Annotated in this window: 12 protein-coding genes and 4 pseudogenes; 3 read left to right on the forward strand and 13 right to left on the reverse strand. The window is 67.3% G+C overall.

What is annotated here, in order from left to right:
• Positions 1–91: 91 nt before the first annotated feature.
• A complete protein-coding gene (locus tag ACZ59A_RS37885) occupies positions 92–580 on the reverse strand; it encodes a hypothetical protein (RefSeq protein WP_470968523.1) in 489 nt (162 codons plus the stop codon).
• Between the two features lie 122 nt (positions 581–702).
• Between ACZ59A_RS37885 and ACZ59A_RS37890 the strand changes: the two genes are divergently transcribed.
• Together ACZ59A_RS37890 and ACZ59A_RS37895 are read left to right on the forward strand one after the other, a co-directional pair.
• Positions 703–1,428 carry a hypothetical protein gene (locus ACZ59A_RS37890; protein ID WP_470968526.1) on the forward strand — a complete coding sequence of 242 codons (726 nt, stop codon included), beginning with the start codon at positions 703–705 and terminating at the stop codon, positions 1,426–1,428.
• 201 nt (positions 1,429–1,629) lie between these two features.
• Entirely contained in the window at positions 1,630–2,280 is a 651-nt protein-coding gene (locus ACZ59A_RS37895; RefSeq protein ID WP_468055362.1) for a sigma-70 family RNA polymerase sigma factor, read from the forward strand.
• Between the two features lie 324 nt (positions 2,281–2,604).
• Here ACZ59A_RS37895 and ACZ59A_RS37900 read toward each other — a convergent pair.
• Both ACZ59A_RS37900 and ACZ59A_RS37905 read right to left on the reverse strand, forming a co-directional pair.
• A pseudogene (locus tag ACZ59A_RS37900) lies at positions 2,605–3,058 on the reverse strand (DUF4158 domain-containing protein); the annotation flags it as partial.
• Positions 3,059–3,100: 42 nt separating this feature from the next.
• Positions 3,101–4,006, reverse strand: a complete 906-nt coding sequence (locus ACZ59A_RS37905) for an NADP-dependent oxidoreductase (protein WP_470968529.1) — start codon at positions 4,004–4,006, stop codon at positions 3,101–3,103.
• Between the two features lie 291 nt (positions 4,007–4,297).
• Here ACZ59A_RS37905 and ACZ59A_RS37910 point away from each other — a divergent pair.
• Positions 4,298–4,471, forward strand: a pseudogene (locus ACZ59A_RS37910) (transposase); the annotation flags it as partial.
• Positions 4,472–4,503: 32 nt separating this feature from the next.
• On the opposite strand, the gene ACZ59A_RS37915 reads toward ACZ59A_RS37910, so the two are convergent.
• The 10 genes and pseudogenes from ACZ59A_RS37915 to ACZ59A_RS37960 all read right to left on the reverse strand — a co-directional run bounded on the left by ACZ59A_RS37915 (position 4,504) and on the right by ACZ59A_RS37960 (position 14,378).
• Entirely contained in the window at positions 4,504–5,394 is an 891-nt protein-coding gene (locus ACZ59A_RS37915; RefSeq protein WP_470968532.1) for a helix-turn-helix transcriptional regulator, read from the reverse strand.
• 104 nt (positions 5,395–5,498) lie between these two features.
• Positions 5,499–6,269: pseudogene (locus ACZ59A_RS37920) on the reverse strand (transposase); the annotation flags it as partial.
• Entirely contained in the window at positions 6,220–7,023 is an 804-nt protein-coding gene (locus tag ACZ59A_RS37925) for an SDR family oxidoreductase (RefSeq protein WP_470968535.1), read from the reverse strand. The gene ACZ59A_RS37925 and the pseudogene ACZ59A_RS37920, both read right to left, overlap by 50 nt.
• A 275-nt stretch (positions 7,024–7,298) precedes the next feature.
• Positions 7,299–7,596: pseudogene (locus ACZ59A_RS37930) on the reverse strand (transposase); the annotation flags it as partial.
• Between the two features lie 834 nt (positions 7,597–8,430).
• On the reverse strand, positions 8,431–9,447 hold the full coding sequence (locus ACZ59A_RS37935; RefSeq protein WP_470968536.1) for a DUF7224 domain-containing protein: 1,017 nt from the start codon (positions 9,445–9,447) through the stop codon (positions 8,431–8,433).
• A 236-nt stretch (positions 9,448–9,683) separates the two neighbouring features.
• Positions 9,684–10,382, reverse strand: coding sequence for an ATP-binding cassette domain-containing protein (locus tag ACZ59A_RS37940; RefSeq protein WP_468055371.1), 699 nt, complete (start codon positions 10,380–10,382; stop codon positions 9,684–9,686).
• Positions 10,383–10,495: 113 nt separating this feature from the next.
• Positions 10,496–10,885 (reverse strand): hypothetical protein, encoded by a 390-nt coding sequence (locus tag ACZ59A_RS37945; protein WP_470968538.1) that lies wholly within the window; start codon positions 10,883–10,885, stop codon positions 10,496–10,498.
• Positions 10,886–11,048: 163 nt separating this feature from the next.
• Positions 11,049–11,189, reverse strand: a complete 141-nt coding sequence (locus tag ACZ59A_RS37950) for a hypothetical protein (RefSeq protein WP_470968540.1) — start codon at positions 11,187–11,189, stop codon at positions 11,049–11,051.
• 232 nt (positions 11,190–11,421) lie between these two features.
• A complete protein-coding gene (locus tag ACZ59A_RS37955) occupies positions 11,422–12,930 on the reverse strand; it encodes a peptide MFS transporter (protein ID WP_470968543.1) in 1,509 nt (502 codons plus the stop codon).
• Positions 12,927–14,378 (reverse strand): NAD(P)/FAD-dependent oxidoreductase, encoded by a 1,452-nt coding sequence (locus tag ACZ59A_RS37960; RefSeq protein ID WP_470968545.1) that lies wholly within the window; start codon positions 14,376–14,378, stop codon positions 12,927–12,929. Before ACZ59A_RS37960 ends, ACZ59A_RS37955 begins: the two co-directional genes overlap by 4 nt.
• Positions 14,379–14,404: the final 26 nt, after the last annotated feature.

Consider the following 14,404-nt stretch of genomic DNA (forward strand, 5'->3'; position numbering starts at 1 on the left):
CAACTTCACCCGAGCCCGGTTCACTTCATGTGCATCCACACCTTCAGCATTCCCCCAAACAGGACCAACAGACAGACCTAACGGAGTCCTACTAGCTGGCGTTGATCGTGGCAGCTACCGGAGCGGGGGCGCTGCTCGCCACGGTCGCGCTGGGCGGGGTGCCGCAGGCGTTGGCCAATCCGGCGACGAACAAGGTGATTTCGCGGCCGGGCTGCCGCTGTCGTTGCTGGCGGCCGGGATCGGCTGGCGTGGCGCGGTGTGGACTGCGGCGGCGATCGCGCCGCCGGCCGGTGTGTGGGCCGCCGCGGTGCTGCCGCCGGACGCGGTCTGGCCACGTGGTGCGGGCCCCGGTGCGGCGTCGGCGCACAGTCCGGTCGTGAGGCGGCTGGCAGCCTTTTCCTTGCTGCTCGGGTGCGGCATGGCGTCCGTCGTATCCGGCGCTGTTCGGCGCGCAATGTCTCGGGCTGTCGTCGGCCGCTGCCGCCGCGTTGCTGACCGTGGCCGTGGTCGTCCACCCGCTCGCCTGGGTGGGGGCGGCCGCGATCGGCGTGCTCGCGGTGTCGGCGAACGTCGTGTCCATGGTGCTGGTACTCGGGCGGGCCGCGCTCCGGCCGGGCCGGACTCCGAATGCGAAGATGGGCGGTCATGGACACAGGGCGCGATCTTCGAGCGGTACGGGCTGCGGTGTTCGCGGCTGTCTGCGTGCCCCTCGCAGCCCTCGGGCACGCCATGATGTCCGGCACCGGCGTCCCGTGGTGGTCCCTGACCGCCGCGCTCGCCGCCACCGGGGCCGTCGGCTGGCTCTGCGCCGCGCGTGAGCGCGGACGCGTCTTCGTCACCACCGTCACCGTCGCCGCCCAGATCGCGCTGCACTCCCTCTTCTCGCTCGGCCAGTCCTCGGCTGCGGCGTCCGCGTCCGGCGGGGGCTCCTTCGCTCAGCAGTGGGCGAAGGAGTTGCTGTGTGGTCCTGGCCGGACGGCGGCACTATCCCCTGCGGACGCCGAGCACATGGTGCGCTCCGCGGGTCTCGGCCACCATCTGGCCCACCCACCTCCAGGGGCGCCCGCCATGGGTTCCACGGTGGGAACAGGGCATATGGGCGGGACGCACTCGATGGACATGTCCCACTCGACTGTGACCTCCCACATGGCCGGTCACAGTGGGTACGGGATGCTCGCGGCCCACCTCGTGGCCGCGCTGGTGTGCGGGCTGTGGCTCGCGTACGGCGAACGCGCCGCCTTCCGGATCGGCCGGACGCTGGCGGCCCGGCTGTTCGCACCGCTCCTGCTGCTGATCCGCACCGCCGAGCCACCACACCGGCCCCGGATCCGCGCCGATCGCCGCGTCTGCGCGCATCGCCTGCGCTCGCGCCTCCTCGTCCACGCCATCACCACCCGGGGACCGCCCCACGGGACCGCTGTCGCCTGACAGCTGACGCCACCGACCTCGTCATACGTAGCGACGCACCCGCATGTGGGTGCGCGACCCGCATGTACCGGTGTCGAGTCCCGAGACGGCCGCGCGGGCGCGGCACTGTGCCCCGCCCCGCTCCGCGCCGCGAGCGCGGTCGCCGTTCCCTGTCACCGGGCTGCCGGAAGGCTGCCCGGATTCAACAAAGGACCTCAGGTGATGACCCCTGCCCTGCCGCCCCTCCGGACCGGAGCAGGCTGCTCAGGACGCCCCTCCAAGCCATACGACGACGACCTGACCACCCGGCTGGCCCTGGCCGCGCGCGACGGCGACGCCGAAGCGGTCGACCAGTTCGTCCGCGCGACCCGCCAGGACGTACGGCGATTCGTCGCGTACCTCAGCGCCGATCCGCAGGCCGCGGACGACCTCACACAGGAGACCTATCTCCGCGTCCTGCGCAGCCTGCCCCGCTTCGAAGGCCGTTCCTCGGCCCGCACCTGGCTGCTGACCATCGCCCGCCGCGTCGTGGCGGACCGCATCCGGACCGCTGCGGCCCGCCCCCGGCTGTCCGCCACCGCTGACTGGCAGTCCGCCGTCGAGCTGGCCCAGCCGTATGGGCTGCCGGGCTTCGAGGAGGGCGTGGCCCTGAGCGAGTTGCTGGCCGCGCTTCCGGATGAGCGACGCGAAGCGTTCTACCTGACGAGCGTGCTCGGTCTGCCATACGCGGAAGCCGCCACCGTGGCCGGATGCCCCATTGGCACCGTACGTTCGCGCGTGGCGCGAGCCAGGGCGTCGTTGATCGACGCGCTGGAGAGCTGCGACCGGGAAAGCGCTCGCGAGACGGAGGCCCTGGCGCACGCCGCGGCCTGACCCTCAGCACACCCCGGGGCTGATCGGAACGTCAGTACCGTCGAGCTCCGGGGCGTGCGATAGCCGCTGTCGTCCCAGGCTCCTCCTCTTGATCGTCGCGCCCCATCACAGGCATATCGGCACCAGGAAGTTGCCGCGGCGGTCTCTCGGAAGCCACCGTGTACGCCCCGGTATGTCTACGAGGCTGAGCACACCCGCACGCTGATGAGTCACCGCAAGTGGCCGGTGTCGGCCTGCTGCCGCATGGGCGGCGCCGTGTCACACGTGGCCACCGGTTTCGGCGTCGTCGTTCCTGCACGGGCGAACGCCGTGCCCGTCGTCCGCGTCGGCGCGGCGGGCGGCTCCCGCGACGGTGACGTGCAGCCGCTTGTCCGCGACCCTGCGGACTTCCGACACCTGCTGGGCCAGCATGCTCACCCCGGGCAGCAGTCGCGGTTGCGGCGCGGCCAGGCCACCGCGTGGCCCGCCCGTGCAGGAACGTGCGGAACCGCCGCGACCACTCCCGGTCCTCGATGCCGAGCTGCGCGGCCAAGTGCTCGACCACCGGCCACGGGGGATCGAGCGGGTCGTCCGGGAGGAACCTGCCGATGTAGCGCACCGTGCACGTCTGGAGCGCGAAACCCAAGCCCAGTTGGTGGTGCGTCGAACGCCGCAGCGCGATCGGATCCCGGTCGACGTCGTCCAGGAAGAAGTACCGCTCCAGCTCGGGGCGGGTCGGCTCCTCGGCGAACTTCCCGTACGCCTCAGCCTGCTCATCAGTCGGAAACTCCACCGGCACGACCGGACCGTAGCCAGCCCCGGCACCAACGATGGGAGAAGCTCAGATGCAGACCACAATCTTCCCCCGCGTGTGTCCGCGCTCGGCATATGCGTGCGCTTCCGCGATCCGTTCGAGCGGGTAGGTCCGCTCGATGCGCGGTGTGTAGCGGCCTTGCCGGCCGAGTTCGCCCGCTTCGGCAAGGAGCGTGGAGTCGTTCTCCGCGTTGGCCAGATGCACACCCAGGCGTTGCGCGTTGGCGTAGTCGGCGATCGTCGACACGCGGGCAGGGTCGCCCACGATCGCGATGAGATCGGCCAGGGACCCGGAGGCCGCAGTGTCGAGCGCGATGTCGACACCGTCCGGAGCCAGGGCGGCGAGGCGTTCGGCGAGGCCGGTGCCGTAGGTGGTGGGAACGGCTCCGAGAGAGGTGAGGAACTCGTGGTTGCGCTCGCTGGCCGTCCCGATCACGGTGGCGCCCTGAGCCACCGCGATCTCGACCGCGGCACTGCCCACGCCTCCGGCGGCGCCCTCGACGAGCAGGGTGCGCCCCCGCAGGGGACCGAGCGCCTTCAGCCCGCCCATCGCGGTCACGGATCCCAGACCGGCGCCGGCGCCCTCCTCGTCGGTCCACGTGGCGGGCGCGTGGGCCCAGGCGGAGAGCACGGCCAGCTCCGCCGTCGCGCCGGTGACGCCGCCCAGCCCGAAGACACGGTCGCCGATGCTCACGCCCTGCACGCCCTCACCGGTCTCGTCGACCACGCCGACGGCGTCACGCCCAGGAATCGCGGGCAGGTCCACGGGGAGCACCTCGTGCACCGCGCCGGAACGCACCTTCCAGTCGATGGGATTGACGCTGGCCGCCGCGACGCGGACGCGGATCTCGCCGGGCCCGGGATGCGGGTCCGGCACCTGCTCGACCACGAGGGTCTCCACACCGCCGTACTCGTGATAACGGACTGCGCGCATGACGTTCTGCCTTTCCGCGCGGCCTGAACCGGCCGTTCGTGAGATCAGTGGGGTGAATGTTCGGCGAGTGCCGACGCCCACCACGCTAGAACCTGACGTTGACGTCAGGTGCAAGTCGGGCTGACCGCCCGACAGAGGGGGACCGGTACGCATCGGTGAGGTTGCCGAGAAGGCAGGGGTGAGTGTCCGGGCGCTGCGCTGCGCAGGCGGCGGAACCAGTGCAGGTGAGCGAACGCGCGCTCGAGGGGCGGCGGTACTGGTCGTGGTCGTAGCCGCGGTCGCCCAGCACCACGTCCGGGCTTCGTCCGGTCTTGGCTCCGACGGGTGGTCGAGCGGACTTTCGCCTGGCTGCACGGTTTCCGCCGTCTGCGGATCCGTTGGGAACGCAGAGCCGACATCCACGAAGCGTTCCTCAAACTCGCCTGCTGCCTCATCACCCACCGACAACTCGGCTCTTTTTGTTAGGCGTTGTCGGGCGGACTGAAAAGGTTGGAATATCAGCTGAGTACTTGAATCTCGGTCGCTAGCCTCTCCTGGCTAGCCGCCCACGACACCAACAGGGCTAGACCGTCCGCGGTCGCCGTGCCAGCGGGCGCGGTGTAGACGTTCAGGAGCAGGCCGGGTTCGGCAGGCATCTCCATCGACTCGACGTCCAGGTCGAGCTGGCCCACTACCGGATGGTGCACACGCTTGCGCCCGGACCGGTGGAGCCGAACGTCCTGAGATGCCCACCGCTGCCGAAATAGTTCACTGCGTGTTGACAATTCACCGACTAGGGCGATCAGCTCCTCGTCGTGCGGATTGCGGCCGGCTTCCATGCGTAGCTTCGCGGCCACATCGCAGGCGATTCGGTCATAGTCGACGAAGAACGTTTTTGCCGCTTCGGGATCCAGATACACGAACCGCGCGGTGTTCGCCGGCCGTCGCGTGTCGGCCAGCACCGGTGAATACAGCGCGCGGGCAAGTTGATTCATGGCCAGGACGTCATAACGGCCGTTGCAAATCCAAGCCGGCGCATCGGTGATGGCGTCGAGCACCTGCTGAAGCGCCGGACGCACCGTCACGGCGGGTCGCCGGCGGCGTGGACCGCTGGGCGCCCTGGACTGCCGCGCAAGGTGGAATAGGTGATCGCGCTCGGCTTCGTCAAGTTGCAAGGCAGAGGCCAACGCGTCGAGCACCCCGTCGGAGGCGCCGGTGAGGCTGCCGCGCTCCATACGCACGTAGTAGTCGACCGATACCCCTGCTAGTAGAGCTACCTCTTCGCGACGCAGACCTTTGACCCGGCGGTTGCCGCCGTAGGCGGGCAGTCCGGCCCGCTCGGGCGCGATCCGCGCGCGACGCGAGCTCAGGAATTCCTTGATTTCAGTGCGCAGATCGATCGTGGCCACCCCTTCACCATAGGCCCTGTCCGCAGGCGAAGGGAGGTTCTGCTGGTACCCCGATGGCTACGCACCCCCTTACACGCGGAATGCGCCCAGCGTCGTAGCAGGAAAAGGCCCGCGTCGACACCTAGATACCCGAAGCAGTCGTTGCAATGCCACCGTCGACCGGGATAGTGGCGCCTGTCAGGCAGGCCCCGGCCCGACTGGCGAGGAACACGGCGATGCCCGCCATGTCGTCGTCGCGGCCAAGTAGTAGGCGATCTCGCCGCTCGAGGTGGACCGTCGGGCGAGCAGCCAGTGCCCCGGCCCGGCGCCCAGCAGATGAGGATCGGGACCCGGGCCCAGGCGTACTCCCACGGGCCATGGGAGCCCGCACCCACCGAGAGCCGCCGCCACGACCGCGCCGGGAGCTCGGCGATGACCTCGTCCCGGCCGCGGTCGTCGGTCCACGACTTCGGTAGGTAGAGCTCCCGGTCGATCAGCGCGTGACCGGGAGCTGAGCGGTAGGCCAGGAACGTGCCGATCTGGCAGTTCTCCACCCGACCGGCCGTGCCGGAGTACCGGCGCTGCACACCCGCCGACCCGTTGCCCTTCTTGAGGAAGCCGGTGTCGTCGACGATCAGCACCCCGCCCGGGTCACCGAGCCGCTCGACCACATGGGCCCGGACGTCGTCGCGGACACCGGCGATGTCCCAGTCCGCGCGACGCAGCAGCCGCTGCATCCCGTCCGGACCAAGTGAGGTACTGCGGGTACCCCGACGACTGCGTTGAGACCCGACTTGGAGGTGTTCACGGGGCCCGTCGGCCGCTGGCAAAGCCTCGCGCCGACGCCTAGGTACCTGATGCGGTCGTGGCGATGCCGCCGTCGATCGGGATGACAGTGCCCGTGAGGTAAGCTCCGGCCCGGCTAGCGAGGAACACGGCGATACCTGCCATGTCGTCGTCGCGGCCGAGCCGGCGCAGAGGGGCCTTCGCCACGATCGTGTCGCCGATGGCATCGAGCGTGGACGCCATCATCTGCGACGGGAACGGTCCTGGGGCTACCGCGTTCACCGTGACGTGCTGTGGGCCCAGTTCTCTGGCGAGCACTCTGGTGAGTTGATGGAGTGCCGCTTTGCTGCTGGCGTACGAGTAGTTGGGCGAATCGGCGACGTGGATGGCGGCGATACTGCCGATGTTAATGATCCGCGCGGGATCATCGGCGGTGCCCGCCCTGCGAAGTGCGGGGAGCAGCGCCTGCACCAGCCAGAACGGCGACTTGAGGTTGATGTCGATCACTGCGTCCCAGGCCTCGTCCGGGAACGTCTCTAGCGGCTCGCGCCACATCGCTCCCGCGTTGTTGACGAGGATGTCCAGGCGTTCCGAGTCGACCTTGACAAGATCAGCGAGGCGCTGACACTCGTCGTACCTGGACAGGTCGGCGGGGAATGCTTGAACGTCGCCGAATTCGGACAGCAGATGCTGTGCCTCCGCGCACGTGTCTGCCTTGCGTGAGCTGATAATGACGCGGGCGCCCGCCTGCAGAAGGCCGCGCGCTATCATCATCCCAATGCCCCTGGTGCCGCCAGTGACAAGTGCGTACTTCCCACTCAGATCGAAAAGATCTGCGTGAGTGGTGAACTGGTTGTCCGCCATTGGTCTTCGTCCCTTCTGTCGTGGAAGCATGTGCTGATACGGTCGCGCGTCCGGTGCAGCTGAATTGAACTGATGGGGGGTAAAGCTGCGGCCGCCGTGCGCGCCTCCCGTGGATCGATTACTTCTCCTCTGTGTAACCGGGAGCCGACTCAAACAGGTTGACAGGCGTCCTGGACGTCTGGGAGACCCTGGTGAGACAGGTACTGTGAGAGCCACCCTTGCCTGGTGCGCTGGCTCACGCTGCAACAACACAGAGAGCCGAGTTGTCGGTGGGTGATGAGGCAGCAGGCGAGTTTGAGGAACGCTTCGTGGATGTCGGCTCTGCGTTCCCAGCGGATCCGCAGACGGCGGAAACCGCAGCCACGCGAAAGTCCGCTCGACCACCCGCCGGTAGGTTCCCAGGCCGGTGTCGTGCCTGGTGTCGCGGCGGGCGATGGCCGGGACGATGCCGCGGGTGCGGACCTGGTCGCGGTAGCGGTCGTGGTCATAGCAGCGGTCGGCGAAGAGCGAGTCGGGCCTGCGGCGGGGACGGCCGATGCGGCCGCGGACCGGCGGGACGGCAGCGGCTTGCGGCCGGGGTATCGAAACCTGCGCTCACGCTGCGGCAGCAGCGGCTCCAGGCGGTCCCACAGCTCATCCGACACGTTCCACGGCGACGTCCCCACACGGAGCCGAACGCTCAACTACCGCCCCGGACACGGCGGTCAGGGCAGACCCACCTCATTGTGTTAGCCGTTGTAAGTGGGAGCGGCTGACGGTCCCTACCGAGCCCATCCGGGCCTTGTGCTGGAGGCAGTTATGACTTCGCGTCGCATCGCCGCGATCCCGGTCAAGAACAGGATTCCGGCGATTCCCCACGATGGCCAGGACCCGGATTCGGCTAATGGCCATGCCCACCAAACGGGACCGGACGCACCCACACCGAGCATCGCGAAGGAAAATGGTAAGACCGCGACGATGAGACTCGCGACCCGAGGGCCTGCAAAGAATCGCAAGATCACGCCAACTCCGAGGTAGCCAGCCAAATTGCGTGTGATGCCCAGAGAGTAAGACTCGGCAAGCAGCGACCACTGCACAAGGGACACCACAACTGACGCGACCACGGCTCCGCACAGCACGGTCGTTTTGATAAGCCAGAGTGGCCGCACGGTAAGTTCTTCGCCGGAGTTCTCGGCTCGTTCTTCCCCATACAGCCAGCAAACGGCCGGAATCATGGGGATGAGGAATCTTGTAGGGATCTCCACCATCAATTGGTCGAGGGTACTTGGCAGGTATATGCCCCGATCCTGCCCGAGCACTCCCCATGAAAGACAGATGGTAAGACATGCGGCAAAAGCCGGGAATGCGTGAACCCGGCACCACCAATTCATGAATAAACCTTGCCCTTGGGATTGAGACAGAGCTGCTTCAGAGCAACGGCTCTATATTGCAGCTGTTGATGCTGTCCCAGTTGCGCTTGAACCATTTACGCTGGTCAGATAGCGGAAGGCTCCTTACCTGCTCGGCCAGTTGCCGGACATCAGGATTCCAAGCCCGAGCCACTTCCCCATCGGGGTTCACGCCTGCGCTCAGAGCCATCCACGTCTGCAGAGGCAAGCGTGCGACGGCGCCGGGGTATTCTGCGTTCGGTTCCTGAGTACAAGCCGGGGGGTTCACCGCCACCAGAGTGCGCGCCAGCGTCAGATTGATGGCATCAGGAGTCATATTGACACCACCCAACGGTAGGTATGCCACTCCCTTTCGGCTCTGGACGACACCGACGGCCGCTGGGAGCCCGACTCCCAGCGGCCGTAGTTTCTGATAACCATGATGGAGCTGTCGCTCGATTTCCTGGCGTTGCGCCTCTTGTTCCGGCCACAGGCAAACCTGCGGATTTACGCCTGCGCACTTCAGCTGCCCGCTTGCACGAGGCGTGTCGGGCATGCTCCCCAGCCCGTCCACCAAGGTGACCGCCCCGGCAAGAGCGGCTAGCAATACGCCCAGAGCAACGACGAGGGCCAGCAGCCGACGACCGAAGTGAACCAGCATCATGGTCGCGAGTACCACACCGGCGGACAAGACGATCGGACTCATTACAGTCTTCGGCTCGATGACGGATTGGAGATCGCAGCACGACTGAAATCCGCCACCCGTCAAGTGCCGAATCCAATAGGGATACAAAGCGGGCGGATAAGCGTTGACAACCCAGCTGACCGCTCCAGCAAGCGCGAGCGCCAGGCCAGTGGGGAGTGTCCTTCCCAGAAGGTATCCACCACATGTATGCGCGGCAAGAACACATGCCCAAACGATAACGACCGCGAAGGGAGGGCCATCGTGCCACCCGTTTTCCGGCGCCAACAACGCGAGCCCTGCCAGCATGCCCAGTAGCCCGGCGGTGAAAATCGGAGTCAATGCCTCCGAGGCCACTCGCAGCGCGGATCTCACGGGAGCCGTATCGGACAGCGCTCCCCGCCTGTACCGACTTCCTTCCCAAGCGCCAGAGATGGCGCATGCCGGAGCGGCAAAATTCAACAACAGCGTGGCCATCCCTGCACTGGCTACCCAGTAGCCCTTGGTATTTATGTCTCTTGCGGAGAGGGCGTACCAACAGAGGAGGGGGTAAAGGAAAATCACGATCCGGCTGGCCGACGAGATGCGCAAGCGCCTAATCCACGGCACGTTCAAACCTCCGCCGTAATGAACTGTCGATACGCGGCTTCGGCCTGGTGCTGAGGTTCGGTCGCTTCGGGTGCCCGCCGAAGAAAATCAGCGGCGGCCCCATGGAAGAGGATTCGACCTTCTTCCATTACCGCCACGTCCGCGTAGAGGTCGCCGAGGTCTCCGATGTCGTGTGTGGCAGTCAGGAATCGCACCTTGCCCGATAATTCGCCGACAATATCGTGGAAGGTGCGCCGCTGAACGGGATCCAAGCCCGCAGTCGGCTCATCCATAATCAATACCGTCGCATCGTGCACAAGCGCCTGGGCGATACCGAGGCGCCTCAATTGGCCGCCTGAAAGGGCGCTGTTTCTTTTTTCTTTCAGATCTGCCATATCGACTTTACCGAGGGCATGCAGTGAGGCATCCCACGCCTCACCTCGCCCCATGCCCTTGAGCCAGCCAGCGTAAGCCACCTGCTCTTGGACGCGCAGCCCAGGAATAGGCGTGACCCGTTGCGGAAGCCAGCCGACCCGTCGACGCCAAGACCTTCGATCCCGAGGGCGTCGAGAATCGAGCCGCCCGAGCCGGATCAGGCCACGTTGCGGCAGTAGAGCCGATGCGGCGATCTTCATCAGGGTCGACTTCCCGGCCCCGTTCGGACCGAGAAGAACAGTGTTCGCCTCATTGAGGCTCAGGCTGATGGATTCGAGCACCGGCACCGCTTTTGCGTACCTATATGTGCACCGCTCAAAGACGAAAGACACGATTTTTCAGGCTCCGCAGATGTGCAATTGAGGGCGGGATCAAATCGTGATCATCGCCCCCGCTTTCCCTATTCGATGGTGAGCTTCTTGATAGTGAGAAGATCGCCGTAGTCAAGCTTCGCCAGCTTGTAGTAGTAGACGTCCTTCCCGTATTCACCTGTGATGGCGTCGGTGTTGCACTCATTCTTCCACGATGTCATCCTCGGGTCGGGTTGAAAGTTCCTCACCTTGTACATGACGATCGAGGCCGACTTGAAACCGGAGGACGAGTTCGTGCGGCAGCCTGATAAGTTGATTATCCCACCGTCCGTGCCGCTCACGTAATCGAACCTGCGGGTTTCCCCTCCCTCGTTCCATTTATGGTTATTCGACTCCCACGCATACGCGGCCGGCAAGACCATGACCACACTCGACAGCGTGAGCGCGACAACGGCGGTCACCTTTTTCGTGAGGTTCACGCGGCTCCCCCATGATTCCCTGTGATCGATCGATTACGCAAGCAACATCTTGCCTTTGGGTGCGCTGGCCATCCAGGTGCAATTAAGACATTTGCGACCAGCGGTTGATCAGCCTGACGCGTGAGCCTTCCTGCCTTGTGTGGTCGGGTCCGTGGTCTGGTCGTCAGGTGAGGGCGGGCAGAGCGGTCAACTGATGCCAGCGGATGGCGAACGCCTTCGCCCGGGGCCCGGTCGTCGATGTCGTGCGGACCAGCAGCCGCAGCCCCACTGGGCGGGGTCCGTACCTGGGGGCCCTGCCCCGCATTTGGCCGATTTTGGTTGCGGTGATGCAGGAGCGCCAGCCGGTCTTCTTCCCGCGTCCTGCCCGACATGGTTCTCGATCCGCGGGCCGGACTACACGTCGCTGTCCTCGCCGCCGCGAACATCGCCGCTTAAGGGCAGCGCCGCCATAACGCCAGGGGCGAACAATCTTGCTCCTCGACGGGACGGCCGCGCGGCGCAGCGCCGCGCGGCCGTGTGATCGCCTGAAAGCCGGATCAGCGCTCCAGGCCCGCCCGCAGCAAACGACCCACCGGGCGGCGCGTGGCGAGCAGGGCCAGGCCGATGCCGATGCCGCACACGGCGGTGACGGTGAAGTACGAGGCGTTGTCGATCGCGGTGAATAGCTGCCCCAGCAGGCCCGCGAGGGAGGAACCCAGGGCGAGGGTGAGGAAGTTGAGCCCGACCATCTGGGACCGGAACGTCTCGGGACCGATGCGCGTGGCCAGGGACAGCCCGATCGGGCCGACGAAGACCTCCGAAGAGCCCGCCATCATCATGAACAACAGGACGAGGGCCAAGGGGATCTCGGCGTTCCCGGTGGCCTCGGAGATGATGAGCAGGAACAGATACGCGCAGCCGATCTGGATCAGCCCGATGGCGACCTTGACCACCGGGCCGGGCTGGCGGTCCCCCAGGGTCTTCCACATCCTGGCGATGAGCGGGGTGATGAGGACGGCCGCCAGCGGGCTGACGGTCGTGACCCAGGCGACCGGAAAGGTCCAGCCGCCGATGTGGAGGTCGATGCGTTCGGTGATGAGGACCGAGATCGCCGTGAACTTCTGGAACAGGAAGCCGAAGTACACCCCGGACGCCAGGAAGAGGGGAAGGTAGCCGAGGATGCGCCGCCGCTCGTCGCGGCTGACCGCCGACGATGTGGTCATGGTGAGGAAGTAGACGGCGGCGGCCACCAGCGCGGCGATCGTCACCACGGTGGACAGGTTCTCCGCCCGCAGCAGGCCCGTGGCGACGGCGCCACCGAGGGCCGCGAGGGAGGCGAGGGCTGCCAGGGCGAGAAGTGGACGGCGGCTCGCGGGGAGGGGGTTGTTGACGGTCCGGGCGTGCTCGGGGAGCTTCTTCATCGAGACGATGTACTGGACGAGCGCCGCGCCCATGCCGGCCGCCGCCAGACCGAATCCGTAGTGGAAGCCCAGCTCGTTCTGGGCGAGCCCGGTGGTGAGCGGGCCGACCACGGCACCGATGTTGATGGCCATGTAGAAGTACGAGAACCCGGCGTCCCGGTAGCGCTCGTCCTGGTGCTGGTCCAGGACGAAGCCGACGATCGAGGTGATGTTCGTCTTCAGCGCGCCGGTGCCGAGGACGATGCACACCAGGCCGACGGCGAGTCCGGTCAGGCCGGGTGCGAAGGCGAGCACCAGGTGCCCGACGGTGATGACGACGGCGCCGTACAGCACCATGTTCTGCGGGCTGATGAGCCGGTCGCCCAGCCAGGCGCCGAGGATCTGGGAGAGGTAGACGGCGCCGCCGTAGGCGCCGACGATGCCCGTCGCGACGGCCGGGGCCAGGGCCAGGCCGCCGTCATGGAGCGCGTAGAGCAGGTAGAACGAGAGGATTCCCTGGAGGCCGTAGAAGGAGTAGCGCTCCCACAGTTCGGTGAAGGCCATGCTCACCAGGGAGCGCCGGAAGGAGGGTTCGGACACTTCGGCCGGTGCCCCGCCGGTCTCGCGGTCGACTGTGGTGGTGGTGTGGTGCGGTGCGTTCTTCATTCGCTGAGTCCTGCCAGTCGCGAGCCGAAACGGGCGATGAGGGAGGTGTCCTGGGAGTGCCGGCTCTCCTCCCACCGGTCGGCGAAGCCGAAGAGCCGGTACATGGCGTGGACGCCGATCCAGCGCAGCGGTTCGGGCTCCCAGCGGCCGGAGTCGTGGTCGTTCCAGGGCAATCGGGTCGGCGCGGTGTCGCGCCCGGCCGCCCGGTCCAGCAGGGTCCGCGCGGCGAGATGGGTGGCGGTCACCTCGTGTCCGGCGAAACCGCGCGCGACCCCGATCCCGGTGGCGGGGTCGAAGGTGATCCCGGCGCACCAGTCGCGGGTCACGCCGATGGCGCCCCGCCACGCGTGCTCGATGGTGAACCGCACGTCGGGGAAGAACATGTGGAGGCGTTCCCGCAGGGTACGGACCGTACGGGCGTCCACGGCGCCCCGGCCCGGAGTACCGGAGTCGAAGGCGTACGGCGTGCCGCGGCCGCCGATGGCGATGCGGTCGTCGGCGGTGCGCTGTGCGTAGACGAAGGTGTGCGCGGCGTCGCCCAGGCATTCCCGGTCCTGCCAGCCGATCCGCTCCCAGACGCTGGCGGGGAGCTGGTTGGTCACGACCATCGAGGAGTTCACGGGGATGATGTCACGGCTGCCGAGGCCGCGGGCGTCGCCCTCGACCCGTCCGGAGTACGCCTCCAGGCAGGTCAGGATGGTCTTGGCACGTACGGTTCCGCGCCCGGTGGTCACGGCGCCGGGCGCGATGCGCGTGGCGCGGGTGCCTTCGAGAATACGTACGCCCTTGGCCTCCGCCACCGCCGCCAGGCCGTGGACGAGCTTGGCGGGGTCGACCCGCGCGGTGGTGCGGGTGAGCATGCCGCCCAGCGCGGGGCGGATGGCGATCCGCTTCCGGACGGCCTCGGCGTCGAGGAGTGCGATGTCCTCCGCGCGGTATCCGGCCGCGAGGTCCGCGGCGTGGGTGAGTTCGAGGCGCTTCATGGCGGCCGGAGTGGTGGCCACGCGCAAGTGCCCGCCCCGGTGCTGGTCCGCCTCGATGCCCTCCTCCTCGAGGATGCGGAGGGTGTCGTCGATGGCCCCGTTCATCTCCCGCTGGAAGGAGGCGATCGCGGCGGCCCCGTCCTGCCCCCGCCCGCGAGCGGCCTTGGCGTACACCGCCCGGTTGCCCGGGATGAGCGGGGAGAGCCAGCCGCCGTTGCGCCCGGAGGCGCCGTAGCCGACCTCTTCGGCCTCCAGGACGGTGATCTTCGCGGTCGGGGAGTCCACGGCGGCGAGATAGGCGGCCCAGAGCCCGGTCAGACCGCCGCCGACGATGACGAGGTCCTGTTCCTCCTCGGGCAGGCCCGCGGCCCGGTGCTGACGCCGCGGCAGGTCGGCGGTCGCCCCGTCCGCGGTACGGGAGGCCGCCATCCAGTGCGATATCTCGCCGTTTCGATACGCGGTCATGGGTGCCTCCAACGGTGGGCGGCCAG

Source organism: Streptomyces sp. NPDC040405 (assembly GCF_055595765.1).